Origin of the sequence: Lachnospira hominis (ex Liu et al. 2021), from assembly GCF_014287955.1 — a bacterium.
GTDB lineage: Bacteria > Bacillota > Clostridia > Lachnospirales > Lachnospiraceae > Lachnospira > Lachnospira hominis.
In genome coordinates, this window is the sequence record NZ_JACOPD010000005.1 from 211166 (window position 1) to 229991 (window position 18826).

General features: G+C 35.1%; 20 protein-coding genes. 2 read left to right on the forward strand and 18 right to left on the reverse strand.

All coding sequences use genetic code 11. The features are described 5' to 3' along the window. Positions 1–70: 70 nt before the first annotated feature. Positions 71–1132, forward strand: a complete 1062-nt coding sequence (locus H8S01_RS08640) for a tyrosine-type recombinase/integrase (RefSeq protein WP_021866701.1) — start codon at positions 71–73, stop codon at positions 1130–1132. Between the two features lie 78 nt (positions 1133–1210). Here the strand turns inward: H8S01_RS08640 and H8S01_RS08645 are convergent, their stop codons facing one another. The 10 genes from H8S01_RS08645 to H8S01_RS08690 all read right to left on the reverse strand — a co-directional run bounded on the left by H8S01_RS08645 (position 1211) and on the right by H8S01_RS08690 (position 10686). Then, positions 1211–2743 carry a sodium/proline symporter gene (locus H8S01_RS08645; RefSeq protein ID WP_186836917.1) on the reverse strand — a complete coding sequence of 511 codons (1533 nt, stop codon included), beginning with the start codon at positions 2741–2743 and terminating at the stop codon, positions 1211–1213. Positions 2744–2830: 87 nt separating this feature from the next. Then, entirely contained in the window at positions 2831–3916 is a 1086-nt protein-coding gene (locus H8S01_RS08650) for a L,D-transpeptidase family protein (protein ID WP_021866699.1), read from the reverse strand. Between the two features lie 112 nt (positions 3917–4028). Beyond that, positions 4029–4661 (reverse strand): AAA family ATPase, encoded by a 633-nt coding sequence (locus H8S01_RS08655; protein WP_021866698.1) that lies wholly within the window; start codon positions 4659–4661, stop codon positions 4029–4031. A 104-nt stretch (positions 4662–4765) separates the two neighbouring features. Next, the gene (locus tag H8S01_RS08660) at positions 4766–5311 is read right to left on the reverse strand and encodes a hypothetical protein (protein ID WP_021866697.1); all 546 of its coding nucleotides are present in this window, start codon (positions 5309–5311) and stop codon (positions 4766–4768) included. A gap of 18 nt (positions 5312–5329) precedes the next feature. Further along, positions 5330–6262 (reverse strand): RluA family pseudouridine synthase, encoded by a 933-nt coding sequence (locus tag H8S01_RS08665; protein WP_186836918.1) that lies wholly within the window; start codon positions 6260–6262, stop codon positions 5330–5332. Beyond that, complete coding sequence (gene lspA / locus H8S01_RS08670; protein WP_021866695.1) at positions 6255–6782, reverse strand: signal peptidase II; 528 nt, start codon at positions 6780–6782, stop codon at positions 6255–6257. The genes H8S01_RS08665 and lspA overlap by 8 nt, the downstream gene beginning before the upstream one ends. 19 nt (positions 6783–6801) lie before the next feature. Next, positions 6802–7893: a 3-dehydroquinate synthase gene (aroB, locus tag H8S01_RS08675; protein WP_186836919.1), complete on the reverse strand. Its 1092-nt coding sequence runs from the start codon at positions 7891–7893 to the stop codon at positions 6802–6804. Positions 7894–7969: 76 nt separating this feature from the next. Further along, positions 7970–8506: a cell division protein SepF gene (locus H8S01_RS08680; protein ID WP_021866693.1), complete on the reverse strand. Its 537-nt coding sequence runs from the start codon at positions 8504–8506 to the stop codon at positions 7970–7972. Between the two features lie 17 nt (positions 8507–8523). Further along, complete coding sequence (locus H8S01_RS08685) at positions 8524–9225, reverse strand: YggS family pyridoxal phosphate-dependent enzyme (RefSeq protein ID WP_021866692.1); 702 nt, start codon at positions 9223–9225, stop codon at positions 8524–8526. A 24-nt stretch (positions 9226–9249) separates the two neighbouring features. Continuing rightward, a complete protein-coding gene (locus tag H8S01_RS08690) occupies positions 9250–10686 on the reverse strand; it encodes an HlyD family efflux transporter periplasmic adaptor subunit (RefSeq protein WP_186836920.1) in 1437 nt (478 codons plus the stop codon). A 102-nt stretch (positions 10687–10788) separates the two neighbouring features. Between H8S01_RS08690 and H8S01_RS08695 the strand changes: the two genes are divergently transcribed. Continuing rightward, positions 10789–10998, forward strand: a complete 210-nt coding sequence (locus H8S01_RS08695; protein WP_021866690.1) for a DUF378 domain-containing protein — start codon at positions 10789–10791, stop codon at positions 10996–10998. Between the two features lie 65 nt (positions 10999–11063). Here H8S01_RS08695 and H8S01_RS08700 read toward each other — a convergent pair whose 3' ends face one another. The 8 genes from H8S01_RS08700 to mreC form a co-directional block, all read right to left on the reverse strand. Continuing rightward, positions 11064–11459 carry a methylglyoxal synthase gene (locus tag H8S01_RS08700; RefSeq protein ID WP_021866689.1) on the reverse strand — a complete coding sequence of 132 codons (396 nt, stop codon included), beginning with the start codon at positions 11457–11459 and terminating at the stop codon, positions 11064–11066. Positions 11460–11487: 28 nt separating this feature from the next. Beyond that, positions 11488–12642: an FtsW/RodA/SpoVE family cell cycle protein gene (locus tag H8S01_RS08705; protein WP_021866688.1), complete on the reverse strand. Its 1155-nt coding sequence runs from the start codon at positions 12640–12642 to the stop codon at positions 11488–11490. 24 nt (positions 12643–12666) lie between these two features. After that, entirely contained in the window at positions 12667–12942 is a 276-nt protein-coding gene (gene minE / locus H8S01_RS08710; RefSeq protein ID WP_186836921.1) for a cell division topological specificity factor MinE, read from the reverse strand. A gap of 59 nt (positions 12943–13001) precedes the next feature. Next, entirely contained in the window at positions 13002–13808 is an 807-nt protein-coding gene (minD, locus tag H8S01_RS08715) for a septum site-determining protein MinD (RefSeq protein WP_021866686.1), read from the reverse strand. A gap of 97 nt (positions 13809–13905) precedes the next feature. Continuing rightward, entirely contained in the window at positions 13906–14634 is a 729-nt protein-coding gene (gene minC / locus H8S01_RS08720) for a septum site-determining protein MinC (RefSeq protein WP_186836922.1), read from the reverse strand. A 15-nt stretch (positions 14635–14649) separates the two neighbouring features. Next, a complete protein-coding gene (locus H8S01_RS08725; RefSeq protein WP_021866684.1) occupies positions 14650–17403 on the reverse strand; it encodes a penicillin-binding transpeptidase domain-containing protein in 2754 nt (917 codons plus the stop codon). Beyond that, positions 17387–17917 (reverse strand): rod shape-determining protein MreD, encoded by a 531-nt coding sequence (gene mreD / locus H8S01_RS08730; protein ID WP_186836923.1) that lies wholly within the window; start codon positions 17915–17917, stop codon positions 17387–17389. The genes H8S01_RS08725 and mreD overlap by 17 nt, the downstream gene beginning before the upstream one ends. A gap of 30 nt (positions 17918–17947) precedes the next feature. Further along, a complete protein-coding gene (gene mreC / locus H8S01_RS08735; protein WP_021865460.1) occupies positions 17948–18796 on the reverse strand; it encodes a rod shape-determining protein MreC in 849 nt (282 codons plus the stop codon). Between the last annotated feature and the right edge of the window lie 30 nt (positions 18797–18826).

Here is an 18826-nt window from a genome sequence, read left to right on the forward strand (position 1 = left end):
TAATTCATTATTCTAACTTCGTTAAACTGGAGTTTGGCGAAGTGATGTATGTGTGATTAAGGAGGCTATTATGGCAGCAAGTAAGACTTATGCTGAACAACAGAATATAAAATATGCCCAGAAGATAAATGAACTGCTTAAAATATTTCCGGAATTCTGTCGTGAGTATTTTAACAGTCTCGAGTATTCAAAACAGCCGCGTACACGTCTTGCATATGCAAGAGATCTGAAAACATTTTTTGAGTTTCTGATAGCAGAATTTCCACAGTACAGTAATTATCAGATAAGTGATTTTACTCTTCATGATATTGAAAGTGTCACCGGACAGGATATTTCTGATTATTTAAGATATATGAAGGTTTATGATAAGGATGGAACGACTGTCACTAATGATGAACGTGCTGCAAAGCGTAAATTATGCTCATTAAGACGTTTTTATGGTTACTATTACAGATATGAGCTGATATCAAATAATCCGTCCCTGAAGGTTGATATGCCTAAAATTCACGATAAAGCAATTACACGTCTTGATGTAAATGAGGTTGCTGAACTTCTTGATAATGTTGAAAATGGCAATAAGCTGACAACGGCACAGTTAAGGACACACGAAAAATTAAAATGCAGGGATTTAGCACTTCTTACTCTTCTACTTGGTACAGGTATCCGTGTATCAGAGTGTGTAGGACTTGATATTAATGATGTTGATTTTGATAATGACAGAATTAAAGTCGTAAGAAAAGGTGGTTCGGAAAGCTTTGTTTACTTTGGCGATGAAGTACGTGCGGCACTGCTTGATTATATGGAAGAACGCAAACAGATGAATCCTGATTCAGGACATGAAAATGCACTTTTTATTTCTTCAAAAAATAAAAGGCTTTGTGTACGTTCGGTTGAACTTCTTGTTAAAAAATATGCTTCTACCGTAACAACTGTCAAGCATATAACACCACATAAATTAAGAAGTACATATGGTACCAATCTTTATCAGGCAAGCAAGGACATTTACCTTGTTGCTGATGTTCTTGGTCATAAAGACGTCAATACTACAAGAAAGCATTATGCAGAGATTGTCGATGAAAATAAACGCAGTGCACGAAATATTGTACGTCTGCGTACAGAGGCTGATGATTAAAATGACTAATGATAAATAACAATAAAAATTCCTGTCTGATTTATTAAGTCGGACAGGAATTTTTGTATTTAAAATATATTATGCATTAATTTCAATTGCTCTTACTTCATCATATTTATCAAGAACTTCTTTTGAAGGGGCTTTTGTGAGAAGACTCACAACAACATTTACGATAATTGCAACGATAAATGCCGGTAATAATTCATATATTGCAAAGACACCGCCAAATCCTGATATTACATATTTCCAAAGGAATATCATAATACCGCCTGAAATCATACCTGATATTGCACCATATTTATTAGCTCTTCTCCAGAATAATGAAAGAAGGACTACAGGACCAAATGTTGCACCAAAACCGGCCCATGCAAATGATACGATTTCAAATACTGAACTGTCAGGGTTGCCGGCCATAAATACTGCTACAATTGAGATGATAACAACTGTAATTCTTGCAACAATTAAAGCTGCTTTTTCTGAAAGCTTAACACCCATACATTCTCTTACAAGATTCTGAGATATTCCGGAAGCTGCGGCAAGAAGCTGTGAATCTGCTGTTGACATTGTTGCGGCAAGAATACCGGCAAGAATAACACCGGCAGCTATGGCAGCGATTACACCATGAGTGCTTAACAGATGAGCAATTTTTACTATAATTGTCTCAGAGTTTGAACCTGTAAGAATATCAAGAGCACCTGCTTTTGACATGCCGTAACCTACAATACCGATAAATACTGCAACTGAAAGTGAAATTACAACCCAGATTGTAGCAACTCGTCTGGACAATTTTAACTTTTTCTCATCTTCTATTGCCATGAATCTTAAAAGAATATGTGGCATACCGAAATAACCAAGTCCCCATGCAAGTGTAGAACATATTTTTAAGAAACTGTAATTGGATGCTGTACCTGTCTCGGCTGAATATGTTTTAAATAATCCAAGATAGCCCGGAAGCTGCTTTGCATTATCAACAACAGCATCAAATCCTCCGGCAACATTTATACCGAAAACAACAACAACAATAAGTGCTACAGACATAACAATGCTCTGAATAAGGTCTGTTGTACTTGCAGCAAGGAAACCACCTAATGTACAGTAACATACGATTACAGCAGCACTTATAACCATTGCGGGAAGATAGCTGACACCAAAAAGGCTTGAAAATAATTTACCGCATGCTGCAAAACCTGATGCTGTATAAGGCACGAAAAATACAACAATCATTATAGCTGCAATGCATGATAAGGTTTTACATCCACCGAATCTTTTCGAAAAGAAATCAGGAACTGTGAATGCATCATATCCCTGTGAATACATACGTATTCTTTTTGCTACTATAAGCCAGTTTATGTAAGTTCCGATTGCAAGACCTATCGCTGTCCATGCTGCATCTGCTACACCTGTAAGGTAAGCAACGCCGGGAAGTCCCATTAAGAGCCAGCTGCTCATATCAGAAGCTTCGGCACTCATAGCAGTTACGAAAGGACCAAGCTTTCTTCCGCCAAGATAAAAGTCATCTGAACTTTTGTTTTTCTTGGAATATTGTATACCGATAGCAACAACAACTAATAGATATACAACAATTGATACCATAATTATAATATCAGACATATTATTTCTCCATTCCTCAGTTTTTAGTTTAACTATTAAAGTATAACATAAAATTATAATAAAAGGAATAGATTTTGTTTAATAAATTTACTGCTGTTGATTGGAAGACTGTTGCTGTGATGCAGGTGTCTGCGGCTGTGAGGTCTGAGGCTGTGTTGCGGATGGCAAAGGAGCAGCTGTTGTCTGCTGTTTATTATTGTTATTGTCCGCAGCATTTGATGTCTCACCTTCACCGACAGTCACATATCTGTAGTATGCAAGGTCAGTTCCAAAATTATCAGATAAATAATAAATCAAAGTGTAAACTCCAGGTTTTGTAACGTCAACATTTCCAGAAATTGTTATTGATGAAGTTATATTATTGCCGTTTGTATCAACCGCATAGATACCCTCCCATTTGTCAAATGGCTGGTTGAGTGCTATCTGGCAGTTTTTCACACCTGACATATAATCTATTTTGCCATTTATATTAGCATTTAATGCTTCAGTGTCTGAAGGATCATAATTGGCACCGGCAGCAAGTTTATCCGGTATTTTATAATCAAGAAGAGCTTTTTCATTTGCGTCTTCATATATTTCAACGGGAATATTAACACCACAGTTTTCATATATCCATTTTGCGTCTTTTGCCTGAAGATATATAGAACCTGTATTTGCTGTGATTCCAAGTCTGTTATAGGCATCTACATTGAGCTGTTTTACATTTTGTGACCAATAAGGTACAGAATGTATATATGCACCATTACCAAGAATACATGTATAATGACCATATGTATTTGATGCAAGCATACTCCATGTCTGTTTGTTTGAAATTACAGTGTCACCTGTATTGACATTAGAATTTACAGAACATGCAAAAACAGATAATGGCTTAAACTCACCTGATGAGTCTTTTTTGTATACGGTAATAAAATTCTGTGATTTGTTCACACGCAATTTATAGCCGAGATTATTTTCAACAAAAGCCGAAGTCTCTTTATTATTATCTGATTCGTCAGATTGTGTGATATTATTGTTGGATTGTGAATTTTTGCTTAATTCTTTTATGCTGGTTAGTGCAAAAATTACGGCTGCAAGGAAAACAACCAATATAATTAAATATATCTTTGAGTTGCCGCCCTGCAGCCATTTTTTAATGTCCAGCTTTTTAATTTTCTGATATTTGAATTCCATAGAAAATATATCTGTCCTTAAATAAGCTAAATTATGGTGAAACTTGCGGCAGCTGACATAGTTTTTTGAAATCATTGACACTGTCTGTCTGCCGCGTTAATTAATCTAAAATTTACTTTGCTAAGTTCTTTTCTTTTAATTCGATATACTTGAGGATGAGTTCAATAGAACCATCAATTCCAAGTTCACCGCTGTCAAGACACAGGTCATAGCTCTTTGCTTCGCCCCACTTCTTGCTTGAATAATAATTATAATAACTAGCTCTTCTCTTATCAGTCTTCTGGATTAAATCAGTAGCCTTAGATTCTGAGAGATCATACATTTTTTTGATTCTTTCAACTCTCTTGTCAAGACTTGCTTTAACCCATACACTTACTGCAAATGGATCATCTTCAAGTGCATAATCGGCACAACGTCCAACGATGACACATGATTCTTTCTGTGCAAGTTTCTTGATTGCATCGAACTGAGCAAGGAAAACCTTGTGATTAATAGGCATATCAACATATGAATTAGAATAACCTAAAGAATATGTATCCATAACTAATGAATATAAAAAGCTGTTTGTTGGCTTTTCATCCTGTGATGCAAAAAGTTCCTGACAAAGACCACTTTCCTTTGCTGCAAGCTCAAGTAATTCTTTGTCATAACATTTGATACCAAGTCTTTCTGCGAGCTTCTGTCCAATCTCATGACCACCGCTTCCGAATTCTCTGCCGATTGTAATAACTGTTCTTTCATCCATAACAATTGTCCTCCTTAACTGCACGAATTTTTATGCTTACATTATATATTATTTTTCGTAAAAAATCTACAAATTTATATAATTTTCACATATTTTCAATCTTTTCAATCTTCATAATGATCAATATGAAGCAGTATATCCATCAGGAAATCTTTTATATCTTTTGCATTTTCATTGGCAATTACACTGTATTCGCGTGGTGTTACGCATACCATTTTCAAATTGCAATATCCTTTGGCTGAAAACATATATGATTTATTCCATGTAATATTTTTTATTGCCTCTTCAACTTCATAAGATGGTTTATTGCGTGTAATTATGATAAACGAAATATGGGAATACAGATGATGCTTAACAGGATATTTTCCATCACCTCTGACGAAATGAGGCTCAATGCTGTTTATGGCAAAATCTTTTAAATTATTTAATGTGTGCATGTCAAGATTGTCACTGTTTATAAAAAACAGATGCTCAAAACAGCGGGTATCCCAAAGTTTTGATTCATCGCCTGATGTCTCAAAACGATTGTTGTGATTGTAGCAATATGCATAAATAACAAATTTTCTGCCATTAAAATAATAGTTATGATAAATATCAAATTTATCTGATATACTGTTTAAAATAATATCAATAAATTCTTTTCTTCTCATCTATATGCTCTCCTATTACTACCTGCCGTTGCTTTCAAGATCATTAAGAATCTTTTGAAAATAATCCGGTAAAGGTGCTTCAAATTCCATATATTTACCTGTTCTTGGATGAACAAATCCGAGGACTCTTGCATGTAATGCCTGCCCCGTAATATTATATGGCGATTTACCGCTTCCATATACATCATCTCCAAGAAGCGGATGTCCAATACTTGACATGTGTACACGTATCTGATGTGTGCGTCCTGTTTCAAGCTGGCATTCAACATGTGCAAACTGTTTGAAATTTTCAAGGACGCGGTAATGTGTGACTGCACGTCTGCCGCTCTGGTCAATTGCTACTTTCTTTCTATCTTTGCGGCTTCTTGCAAGCGGTGCATCAACTGTACCTGATTCCACAGAAAACGGATTCCATACAATTGCATTATACTTCCTTGTTATATCATGGACTGCAAGCTGTGCAGCTATGCGGCTGTGTGCAAAATCATTTTTACATGTAACAAGCACTCCTGTTGTATTCATATCAATTCTATGCACAATTCCCGGTCTTGATACACCATTTATTCCGGAAAGATTATCTTTGCAGTGATACATTAATGCATTTACCAGTGTTCCGCTGTAATGACCTGCTGCAGGGTGAACAACCATTCCCTTTGGTTTATTGACAACTATTATATCATCATCTTCATATATTATATCAAGAGGAATATTTTCCGGTTCAATCTCAGGTGTTTTACATTCAGGTATAGTGATATTTAAAACATCACCGGCTGCTACTTTATAATTACTTTTCACATGTTTGTCATTGGCAAGTACCAGCTCATCCTTTATTATTTTCTGTATAAATGAACGTGAATATTCTGTCAGTGTATCTGATAAAAACTTATCAATCCTTACTCCGTCTGCCGCTTCATCAACGTTTAATATTAATGTTTCAGGTGAATCACTCATTGCTGCCCTTTCTGTCAGGCTTTAAAAAATTAAAGTCCTCATCTTTGTATATAAATAATACCATAATTATAAATAATGCAAGTCCGATTGTAACATAGCAGTCAGCGACATTAAAGACCGGAAAATTGATAAGTCTGAAATATATAAAATCTCTTACATAACCAAGAAAAAGCCTGTCTATAAAATTGCCAACAGCACCGGAACCCAGAAGTATTATTGTAATACGCATTAACATATATTTTTTTGTTGTTGGCAGTTTATATGTGATATAAACCAGAACTGCCATAATGATAACAGTAAGCACAAGGAAAAATATTCTTCCACCGCCAAACATTCCCCAGGCTGTTCCTGTATTTTCGATATAATAAAATTCCAATACATTTTTGATTAGCGGTATTGTTTTTGTAGTCTTTAATGCATCAACCATTATTATCTTGCTAAGCTGGTCAAAAAATGTAAGGATTGCAACTGATATAACAAATATTAATATGGATTTTAAGCTGCTGTTTTTTTCTTTCATATAAAAATCACCTCATTGATTATTCTATAACTACATTTTTCAAAGAACGACGCATAGTATTATCGTCAACAGTCATATCAATGTATGCTTCCCCGACTTTTTTTAAAAGAATGAATTTTACTTTGTTGCCATCCATTTTTTTATCATTTTTTGAAGCGGCAATTACCTCATCTATTGTAGTTTTATCAACTGTCATAGGGAAATTATATGCTTTGAAAGTATTATAAATATCATCATATTCTTCTTTTGTGATTGTGCCTCTTTCAACACATATATTAAGTGCTGCTATCATGCCAAGAACAACACATTCTCCGTGATAAAGTTCAAAGTTCATCTGTTTTTCAATGGCATGTCCAAGTGTATGTCCGAAATTAAGCTGTGCACGTTCACCTTTCTCAGTAGGGTCGTTTTCTACAACTTTACGCTTTATTTCACAGCTTCTGTAAATCATTTCTTCAAGATACCCACTGTCCAGAGCGGCAATTTTTTCAATATTATCTTTGAGCCACTGGAAATATGAAGCATCTTTTATAAGACCATGTTTTAATATTTCACCAAAACCGGAATTAAAAAGTCGTGTATTTAATGATGAAAGTGTGGATGTGTTCATATATACAAGGCGTGGCTGATGGAATGCACCGACCATGTTTTTGTATGCACGGAAATCTACACCTGTTTTTCCGCCAATGCTAGAATCTACCTGTGCAAGAAGTGATGTCGGAACCTGTATAAAATCAATGCCGCGAAGATATGTTGCAGCAGCAAATCCTGTAAGATCGCCGACAACACCGCCGCCGAGGGCTACAAGCATATCTTTTCTGTCAAATTTATTTTTTATGAGAAATTCATACACATCCTGGACTGTATTAAGATTTTTGTTCTTTTCTCCGGCTTCAAATGTATAGACAAATATGTTGTTGCCTGTTTCTTTAAGACATTGTGCAACTTTATCTGCATATAGCGGACCAACATTGCTGTCGGTTATAACTGCAAGTTTTCTTCCTGATATTTCAAGTTTTGTTACATTTTCGGCAAGTTTTGAAAAATCATTTTCAATAACAATGTTATAACAAGGTTTCTGATTGTAATTTACTGTAATTAATTTTGACATATAGCACTCCAAATTTTTTTATTGTATATGGTAAAATACCACCTGAAGCTGTAATTGCAACAGGTGGCAGTTTTTCTTAGTTTTTAAAAGATGATAAGTCTATTCCTCCTGCGACAAGTTCAGGTATGTCACCTGAAATATCAACATTAGGAGGTGTTACAAGGAATATGTAACTTGTTATTTTCTGAAGATTGCCCCTCATTGCATAACATGAACCAGCTGAGTAATCAATAACTCTTTGTGCCACCTCAACATGAATTCCTTCAAGATTAAGAACTACTGCCTTGCCACTTAAAAGAGTATCTGTTATATCACTTGCATCTTCCATTGATTCAGGTCTTATTACAACAACTTCAAGTCCTCTTGAACCTGCCGGTTTAATCGGAACAACTTTTTTGCCTCCGAACTTAGGCTTGTCTGTAGATTTTACTGATGTATCGTCATCATCTGCATCATCATCATACTTTTTGCTTCCACCAAAAAGTTTCTTTCTTGTCGAACCTTTGTCGTCCTCGTCTTCTTCATCGTATTCATCGTAATCATCATATTCGTCATCATAGTCATCATCACCATGAAGTTTGAATACGTTAATAACACCATCTAAAATTCCCATCACATCTATCTCCTGATTTATTTGTTATAATTACGAGCCCCAAATATCGCTGTACCTACTCTGACCATTGTAGCACCCTCCTCAACCGCTGTGATATAGTCATTAGTCATTCCCATCGAAAGGACATCCATATGAATATTATCAATGTTTTTGCTGTTTATGTCAACACATAATTGTTTCAAATCGCGAAAATATTTACGATTATCTTCAGGATTGGAAACATATGGAGCACTTGTCATAAGTCCTCGTATATTAAGTCCCGGAAGTTTTGCAATTTCTGTTACTGTTTCAATCCCGTTTTCAAGTGTGATTCCGAATTTGTTTTCCTCAAGTGCAACATTGACTTCAATAAGAATATCAGCTGTTACATTTCTTTTTACAGCTTCTTTGCTTATTTCACGGGCAAGTTTTACCGAGTCAACTGAATGAATCATAGCCACTTTTCCAACAATATATTTAACTTTGTTAGTCTGTAAATGACCTATCATATGCCATTCTATATCATCAGGGAGAGTATCAATCTTAGAGACAAGTTCCTGAACATAATTTTCTCCGAATGTACGCATACCTGCATTATAGGCATCCATAAGCATTTCATTTGGTTTCGTTTTGCTTACGGCAATCAAAGTTACATCTTTGGGATTGCGTCCCGAACGCAGACATGCCTGTTCAATATTTTTTTTAACATTTTCAATATTTAATGCAATATTAGTTTCCATGTCATACCTCTTTTATAAATATTTTTAATAAATAAGCTGATTAAGTGAGTATTTTTCTGCATCAAGCACTATTCTGTCATAGATTGACACTCCGTGTGAAATGCTTTTTTTTGAAATTACATACTCATTGTTTTCATCTATTATATCAACAAGTTTAAATGTTGTATAACCGGTATTAATGCAATATACGCCTTTAAGTTTTTCAACGGCACCGATAACATATCGTTCTGTTGAATCAGGCTTAACAATATTACTTCCGGCTGTAAAATCTTCTTTGCTGACATAGCACACATTATCATTTGATTTATAAATATCAGCGGTAACAAAACGTGTTGTTTTATCACCATTTGTTGAATATTCTTCACATATAAAACCATATGTATTACTGTTTCCACCGGTTGTAAGATAAGCTTTTGGAATTGTATAAAACTCTTCTTCAGTAATTGCTGAAACAGGTATTTTAAGGCCTGTGTTGCTTGTCGAAGTAAGCTCTATATCAAGAAAACGTTCATTGGCATATCGTATCATATATTTATTGAGACCAATTATTCCGTAATAATTGCCGTCTTTATTTGAAATCGTAAATGAACCTGATGTTATAATGTTATCTTTTTTTATCTTAATTGATACACTTGACTTTTTATCAAGTTCATATGCTGATATATCTTTTTGGTCAAGCATAATGCATATATACCAGTTTTCGTCAGTTACGAGTTTATATGCCGGGCTTCCGGCAACTACGATATCTTCTGATTTGAGATTTTCTTTTTTGTAATTATTTTTATTAAATAAATCAGCAGAAAGATTATCTTTTGTAACATTTTCGTATCCATCTGTATAGTATGCGACCACACCGGATTTTTCACTCTTTATTGTCTGAAAAAGATTCTGGCTTCCGGTACTTGAAATTATGCTGTCAAGATTAGCGATTATATTTTCATTCATTGCCTGAAGCACCGCGGAATTCAGGTCTGTTTTCAGGTTATATATATCATAAAAATTGCTTCCGTCATAGTTAGTGCGGAAGTTATTAAGCATTGATTTGATTGATGCCAGATTCTGTTTTGATAACGAATTTTCATCGCTTTTTGTATACTGTGAAAGAATCTGTGATACACGACCTGTTTCATCTACAGTACATATTGTATCATCAACTTTAACACGGCTGCTTTCTTTTTTGTAATAATTAATATCTCCTGAATATCCGGAATTAACAATTTCTTCTGTGCGAAGTGCGATTCCGGTAAATGTTGCATCAGATGTCAAAGCACCCATATCAACCTCATATGTTCTGACTTTTGATTTTGTAAGGTAAAGCGAAATAAAGCCTACAACATATATTAATATTATGGCAAATATAAATGCGGCTGCTTTCGGTCTTCTTTTATATTTTATGACTTTACGGCTGCTTTTTTTTCTATTATCTTTTTTACGATTGACTTTGGTGTGATTATTTCCCATAATAATCCTCATTTCTGATTAAAATTCCATTATTTTTCAAACATACTTATAATACTAAATGACATAATAATAAAAGCAGCTGATAAATCAAGGAGGTTGAATATGAATTCAAAATGTATTGATTATACTACTTTAACAATTATTATAATCGGAGCGATAAACTGGGGGCTTATCGGCTTTTTTAACTTTAATCTTGTCGCTTTTTTATTTGGACAGGCAACATGGATATCGCGTGTAATATATGCAATTGTTGGTCTGTGTGGACTGTACCAGATAAGTGTATACGGCAGAATCAGGGATTTAAGCGATTAAACTGTACCGCACAGGTAAATTATGCCGGCATCAGCTTAATTAAAGCTTAGCCGGCATATGCTTTCCTACTGATATATTTCTCTCCATTCCATATCACCACGTTCAAGTGACTTTATAAGAAGTTCTGCTGTTGCAAGATTAGTTGCAAGTGGAATATTATACATATCACATAAAATAGAAATTCTCTCTGAGTTTGGTTCATATGATTTTGGATTTACAGCATCCCGAAGAAAAACGACCAGATCCATCTGATTGCTCTCAATTAATGAACATAACTGGACATCTCCCCCAAGTCTTCCGGCAAGAAATTTATGCACTGAAAGATTAGTAACCTCTTCAATAAGCTGTCCTGTTGTTCCTGTAGCGAAAAGCTGATTCTTATTTAAAATTCCTCTGTAAGCTATGCAGAAATTCTGCATTAACTTTTTCTTTGAATCGTGTGCAATCAAACCAATGTTCATATTACAATACCCTTTCTCATTTTATATTCTATCCTTTAAAATCATCCGCAAAAATATCATCATCTCTTTCAACTTTTCTTTGCAGACTTACATTAAGAACTACTCCCATTGATATAAACAATGAAAACAGTGATGTCAGTCCATAACTGAAAAATGGAAGCGGAAGACCTGTATTTGGCAGGAGTCTTGTTACAACACCTATATTAATGAATGTCTGGAAACCTATATATGCCGAGACACCACAGCATATCAGCCGCCCGGCAAAGTCTTTTGCCTTTACTGCTACAATTATACACTCTATAACAATCCATGACAATAGTAGAATCGTTATACATCCACCGACAAATCCTAATTCTTCACCAATTACGGCAAAAATAAAGTCATTCTGGGCTTCTGCTATATAATGAGCATTTTTTAATGAGGAAGGATCATCATTATTAAGCCCTTTTCCACTTAACTGTCCTGAACCGATTGCACGTTCTGCATATTCCTGCTGATAATTGGAATCATCATATTCATTGGCATCTGAGTTAAGGAAGGCCATAATTCTTGTTCTTTGATAATCCTGTATAAAAAATACTTTGTTATCGGGATTGCTTATATAAATCATAAATCCGCTTACAACAGGCACAATTATGAGAAGTGCAATTCCGATTATTTTATAACTTAATCCTGCACAGAAAATTACTGTAAATAATATAAGAAATGTCAATAATGTTGTCGAAAGATTCGGTTGTTTCAAAATAAAAGCGAGCGGTATTGCAAGTAAAATTGCAAGTATTGTAAGAAATCTCCAATCGTTAATCTTATCTTTATACATGCATAAAAGCTTTACTGTAAAGAGAATTAGAAGCAGTTTTGTAAACTCTGACGGCTGGAACTGTCCGATAAGAGGAACTTTTATCCATCTTTTAGCACCATGGCTTTCATGACCAAACAGTTTAACAGCAAGCAATGCAGCAAGATTGACAATGTAAATAAGCCAATAATACTTCAAAATCCAGTTGTAATCTATAAAGGATACTGCAGCCATCAAAAAAAGTGATATTGCAAGACCTATGCACTGTCTTATCGTATATGCTGAATTGGCACTGTTGATAACAATTATACCAAATCCGGATGTAATAAGCAGTGCTATAACAAGTCTTATATTATATGAACGCAACTGATATTTTTTTAACATAAAAAATCCTCGTTAATCCTATTATTATTTATCGCTGTTACGCATATCTTTAATAGGAATATTTGCAAATAATGCAGGCACAGAGCCATTGTTTGTATCAGATTCTGTTGATGTAATCTGAATATCAAGTCCGTCTGCATCTATAACCATATATTTTGATATTACTTTTATAATATCATTTTTAATCATTTCCATGACTTCTGGCGAACAGTTCGCACGGTCCGAAACTAATAAAAGTTTAAGTCTGTCTTTTGCAACATCACCAGAGCCTTTTTTCTTAAATAAATCTAATAAGCTCATACATATTCTCCAATCTTTGGCACACGTATAATGTGCATCTATAGCTGCAAAATTAAATATTATTTGCCGCCTTTAAATAAAGCTGAAAGTTTTTTAAAGAAACCACCCTTGCCATTAAGATCAAGGAAAGGTACTTCTTCTCCGATTATTCTATGGCAGATATTCATATATGCCTGTCCGGCAAGTGAATCATCACCAACAAGAGGCTGGCCCTTATTAGTAGCAACTACTATATTTTCGTCATCAGGAACTGCACCAATTACATTAAGCTGTAAAATATCATTAACATCTTCAATTGACATCATTTCGCCACGGTTGACCATGTCCATGCGGATTCTGTTGACAATTAAGTCTTCATGATCTTTAAGTCCGTGTGCATCGAGAAGTCCCACAATTCTGTCTGCATCCCTTATAGCTGAAACTTCAGGTGTTGTGATAACCAAAGCTCTGTCTGCACCTGCGATTGCATTCTGGAAGCCCTGTTCAATACCAGCTGGGCAGTCAAGAATTATGTAATCAAAACCTTCAGGGTCAGATTTGAGTTCATCGAGTAACTTTATCATCTGCTCAGGAGTTACGGCTGATTTATCTCTTGTCTGTGCTGTAGGAAGAAGATAAAGCTTAGGGCATCGTTTATCTGTGATTAATGCCTGCTTTATACGGCAGTTTCCTTCAACAACGTCAACGAGATTGTATACAATTCTGTTTTCAAGTCCAAGAACAACATCAAGGTTTCTAAGACCTGTATCTGTATCAATCATTACTACTTTCTTTCCAAGTTTTGCAAGTCCTGTGCCAATATTGGCTGTTGTAGTAGTCTTGCCAACTCCGCCTTTTCCAGACGTTACTACAATTACTTCACTCATTATATGCCTCCCGGTTAATTAATACTATTAAATTACATTATGCGTAATTTTTTCAATTAAATCAATAATTTTTTAAAATTCTTTCAAATTCTTTTCTTTAAATTCGTATATCTTCAAGAATATCGGATGTAAGTTCTTCTATATAAATATTTCCGTCTTCAACAAACGATATTTTAGGCATCACACCTTTATTTTTGCTCTTTTTCTTTGGAGCACTGTCTGAACTTCTTGCTATGACATCTGCAATCTTTATCTGCATAGGATTCATTTCAAGTGCAACAACAAATGCATGTTCGTCTCCGTTTGCACCGGCGAAAACATTACCGCGTAAGCTTCCAAGCACAATTACATTACCGGCAGAGATTATGCGTCCGCCAGGATTTACATCGCCAAGAACAATTACACTTGTCTCAGATTCAAGAACCTGTCCGGAACGAAGTGTTCCCTTATAAAACAGGCCTTCTGACGTACCGCCGGCATTATTGTTGTGTGCAGTTGTAGTGCCCGGCATTTCTTCCTGCAGTTCTGTCTGTGTTTTTACTGCCGCTTCAAATAAAGCATCACGGTCTTTATCAAGGTCTACAATACATAAAATATTCATTTCTGTTTCTTCCTGGATAATTTCCATAAGCTGTATCTGCTGGTCTTCTGACAAAAACCTGCCTTCAAACGCAAGTGCCATATCAGCTTTTCCAAAGAAAGCCGCTGACTGTCGGAATTTTTCTCTCACACTGTTTTTTAAATCGGCGAAGCTGTCATCGCCATTTAATACAACAGTTATACCGTGTTTGTTACCTTTAATAATAACAGTATTACTCACCCTCATCACCTCGTTACTATATTATTCAAGTCCAAAATATAGATTAAGGACTTTGGCAGTAAGCTCAGATGCCTGCGAACCAGAATAACCATTAGGTATTGATACTGCCATTGCAATCTGTGGATTGTCATATGGAGCATAACTTATCATCATGGCATGGTCAGGCTCTTTTTTATTTTCCTGGGCTGTACCGGACTTAGCTGCAAAATTAAGATTTACTTTTGACAATGCAGAATACGTATTTACAACGAGATTCATTCCGTAATGAACCGTATCCCATATTGACTGGCTTATATTCATGACATTGGCAACCTCAGCACTGTTATCTCGTATAAGATTACCATTGTTATCTGTAATCTTATCAATAAGTGTAAGGTTGTAGCATGTTCCTGAATTAGCAACTGTTGTTACATATCTTGCAAGATTAAGTGTACTGTAAGCATGATTACCCTGTCCGATTGCTGAATATACCGCATCAATATTAGATGCACTAGGTGCTTTCTCGGCAATCTCAATACCAGACATTGTTGCAAGACCAAGCTCTTCTGCATATTTCTGCATTACAGAAGTTGCATATGTGTTATCAAATAATCCATTGCTTAAAGCAAGGTTGTAACCTACATTATAGAAGAATAAGTTACATGAGTCCCTGATGGCTGTTGTAACTGTCTCTGTTCCATGACCGCTTCGTACCCAGCATCTTGGACTAGGTGTAATTTTATCAAATGTACCACTACAGTAAAATGAAGTTGAAGAATTGATAATTCCCATATCAAGAGCCATGATTGAAGTACATACTTTATATGTTGAACCCGGAGCATTCTGAGCCTGCGTTGCCCAGTTATAAAGCGGGTTGGATTTGTCATTGTTAAGCTGCTTGTAATAGTCTGCATCTATTGTTCCGGACATTCTGTTATTGTCATAACTTGGATATGATACAAGTGCAAGAACATTACCATTGTTAGGGTCGGTTATTACGCATGAACCTGAACATGGCTGTAATGCAAGCTGTGCAGGTGTTATTCTCTTTGATGATATACAGCTGCTCATAAAATCGTATGCAGATATTCTTCCCGAACTTAATGCCTGATAATCATCATCACCCTGAAGAAATCCCTGCTCAAATAACATCATACATACCTGTCGTCCGGATATATTGCCGTTCTCAATCATATACTTGTATAATTTTTTATGGAAATCTGCATCAGTCTCTAAAACATCAAATATATAATTGACAAGTTCATTATATGCTTCATCAAGGCTTGTATACTGTTCCGATGTAAAATCTGACATATTAATCCAGTTTTTTGTGATAGAATATCTTAAAAGCTGTTCAAGACTTGTTGAATTGCCATTAGTCCAGTCTTTATATACAGAATCATTCGTATCAACATTATTGGAATTAAATATGCCATTCGCTTTTAATAAATCTTTGTAAATATACCAGATATATGCCTGTTCTTCTTCTGAAAGTTGTCCATATGCTGTAGGTGATGATGTAAGTTCACTTCTTAACAAGTCAAATATCTGTTCTTTTTTAGACTGGAATGCTGCATACACATCACGTTCATTTTCAGTATTTCCCTGTGCAATCTTACTTGTTGATACTAGATTGTTATCAATAAGAGCAAAATACACCTCAGGTATAGTAATATAAATATTGTTAATATCACCGGTTGAAGCATTATACGTATACTTTGTAGTACCGCTTGTAAGGTTTGATGAAATTATAGATACAAGTTCATCTTCAATTGCATTGTATATCTTTTTCTGAAGTTCTATATCAATTGTAAGATATACGTCATTGCCAGCCTTCGGGTCAGTCTCATCTAACACTTCAGTTATTCGTCCTACGGTATCTACATATACGGTTTTTGAACCTTTTTCACCTGAAAGTTCCTGTTCCATTGACTGTTCAATGCCGGCTTTACCTACAACATCATTGTTTTCATATGATGAGTTTTGCTCTTTTAATGTTGCAAGTTCGGTTGTAGACACAGTACCCGTATATCCGAGAATCTGTGAACAGTATACACTGTCAACGTATTTACGGATATACTGCTGTTCAACCGTAACACCTGCAAGCTCATCTGAATTTTCAAGAATAGCTGCAACTGTCTGGTCGGAAACTTCATTAGCAATTGTAAAACTGATATATCTGTTATATGAATTTGCAGACATTAAAAGCCTTAAATTGATAATCTCAAGCACATGTTCAGGCGTGTATTCCTGCTGGTTAATTCCATAACGTGAGCAGAGTGAATCAATCATCTGTGAAGCAGATGAATTCTTTTGTTCATCAGATAACTGAGCAATTGTCTGCGTACCATAGGTATCCCTTTGAAATCTTAAAAGAGAGTTACCGCTCACAGTGTACTGGTAAGAACCATTTTCATATGTAATCTGGAAATCATTAGAATACTTATCACCTTTTTCTTCGATTATATTAAGTGTCTTATTAATTGCATTATTGATTGTTGCATTTTTAATGTCATTATCTTTGTATGTGCCGCTGTCACTGATTTTAACTGCAAATGCAAGTTCATTATACGCAAGAAGCACACCATTTTTATCAAAAATACGGCCTCTTGTCGCAGCTACACTTGTAGTTTTCTTTATAGATTCAGTAAGATTAGTTGCATATGATTCGCCATTTATAATCTGAAGTGAAAATAATCTGCTTACAAGTACCGATGCAAGTACTACAAATACAAGCACTAACGGAACAAGTCTTGACTTTAGTAAACTTAAACAATAGTCAAATATTTCTCTCATCAAATTTATTTACTCTCCTTTTATCTCTGACATTAAGATGTGAATTAAGCCATACAAGCGGCTTATACAATATTACAAAAGCAAGCATTGTATAAATCATCTCTGGTATTATAAATCTTGTCAGGAAAAATACAATATTCAGCCTGTTATGAAGAAGGAAATTACCTATATATGATAAAAATTCATATATTAAATCTCCTGCTGAAACTATAATAAGCGGAAATATAATTTCTGTGCCTTCATATCTTCTGTAAAATATACCTGCAAGGTATCCTATGTATATAAATACAAGCGAAGAAAAACCAAATAATGATGAAGCCGATAAATCATATAATGCACCGGCAAAAAATCCTGTAAACATACCTTCATTTTTGCCATTAAAATATCCAAAAATAACAGGTATAATTATAAGCAGATTTGGCATAATTCCAGCAATGCTGATTACTCTTCCAAGTGTTACCTGAAAAAGATAAAAAAGCAAAATTATAATTAATTCTCCTATTTTTCTTTTCATAATGCTCCTTATATGATTACCGGTACAAGTTTAATTTCCGTTTTCTTTTTTCTTAGTAATTACAAGAACTTCCTGAAGATGACCAAAATCAACGGCAGGAACAAGATATCCTGACTGCGTAAGGTTATTGGCATCTGTTGTCACATCCTTTGTATATCCTATAAGAATACCAGGAAGATATTTGCCGCTTATGTTAGATGTAACTATCTTATCGCCATTACGGATTGTTATTCCGTTTTTAAAATATTGTATATGGATAAGTCCCTGATCCATAAGCTCAATATCTCCGCGGATTGTGCAGACATCCCCTGTATCAATAAGCTGTCCGCTGACATAACTTCCATCTTCTATAATGCTCTTTACAACAGAATAATTCTTACCGACTTCTGTTATGATTCCTACCAGACCGCCGCCGGCAATTACATTCATGTCTGTCTCAAGACCATCATCACTGCCTTTGTCTATAGTAAATGTAGAAAACCAGTTGTCGGATGATGTTCCGATTATTCGGGCTCCTGTTTTTGGATATTCTGTATATTTTGCATCAAGTTCATACAATTCACGCAGCCTGTCAAGCTCATAAGTATCCTGCTTTAAACGGTTATTTTCTTCTGTAAGATTATCAACCTGCTCATTAAGCTTTTCATTCTCATCTAAAAGCCTGTTGACTTCCTGAAGTCTGTCGTAACCGTCAGTTGCCCATAATCCCATATAATTCATTCCCTTTTGCAGAGGAACTACTACAGCAGAGACAACATTTTTTAAAGGGGTGACAAGTTTGTTGGTAAAAAAACTGATTGCGATAAATATCACGCAAAGTCCTGTCACCAGAATTAGTATGAATTTAGAAGTGAAAATTTCTGAAAACTTTTTTTTCATTTTACAAATTCCTTACATCTGTTCTAATAC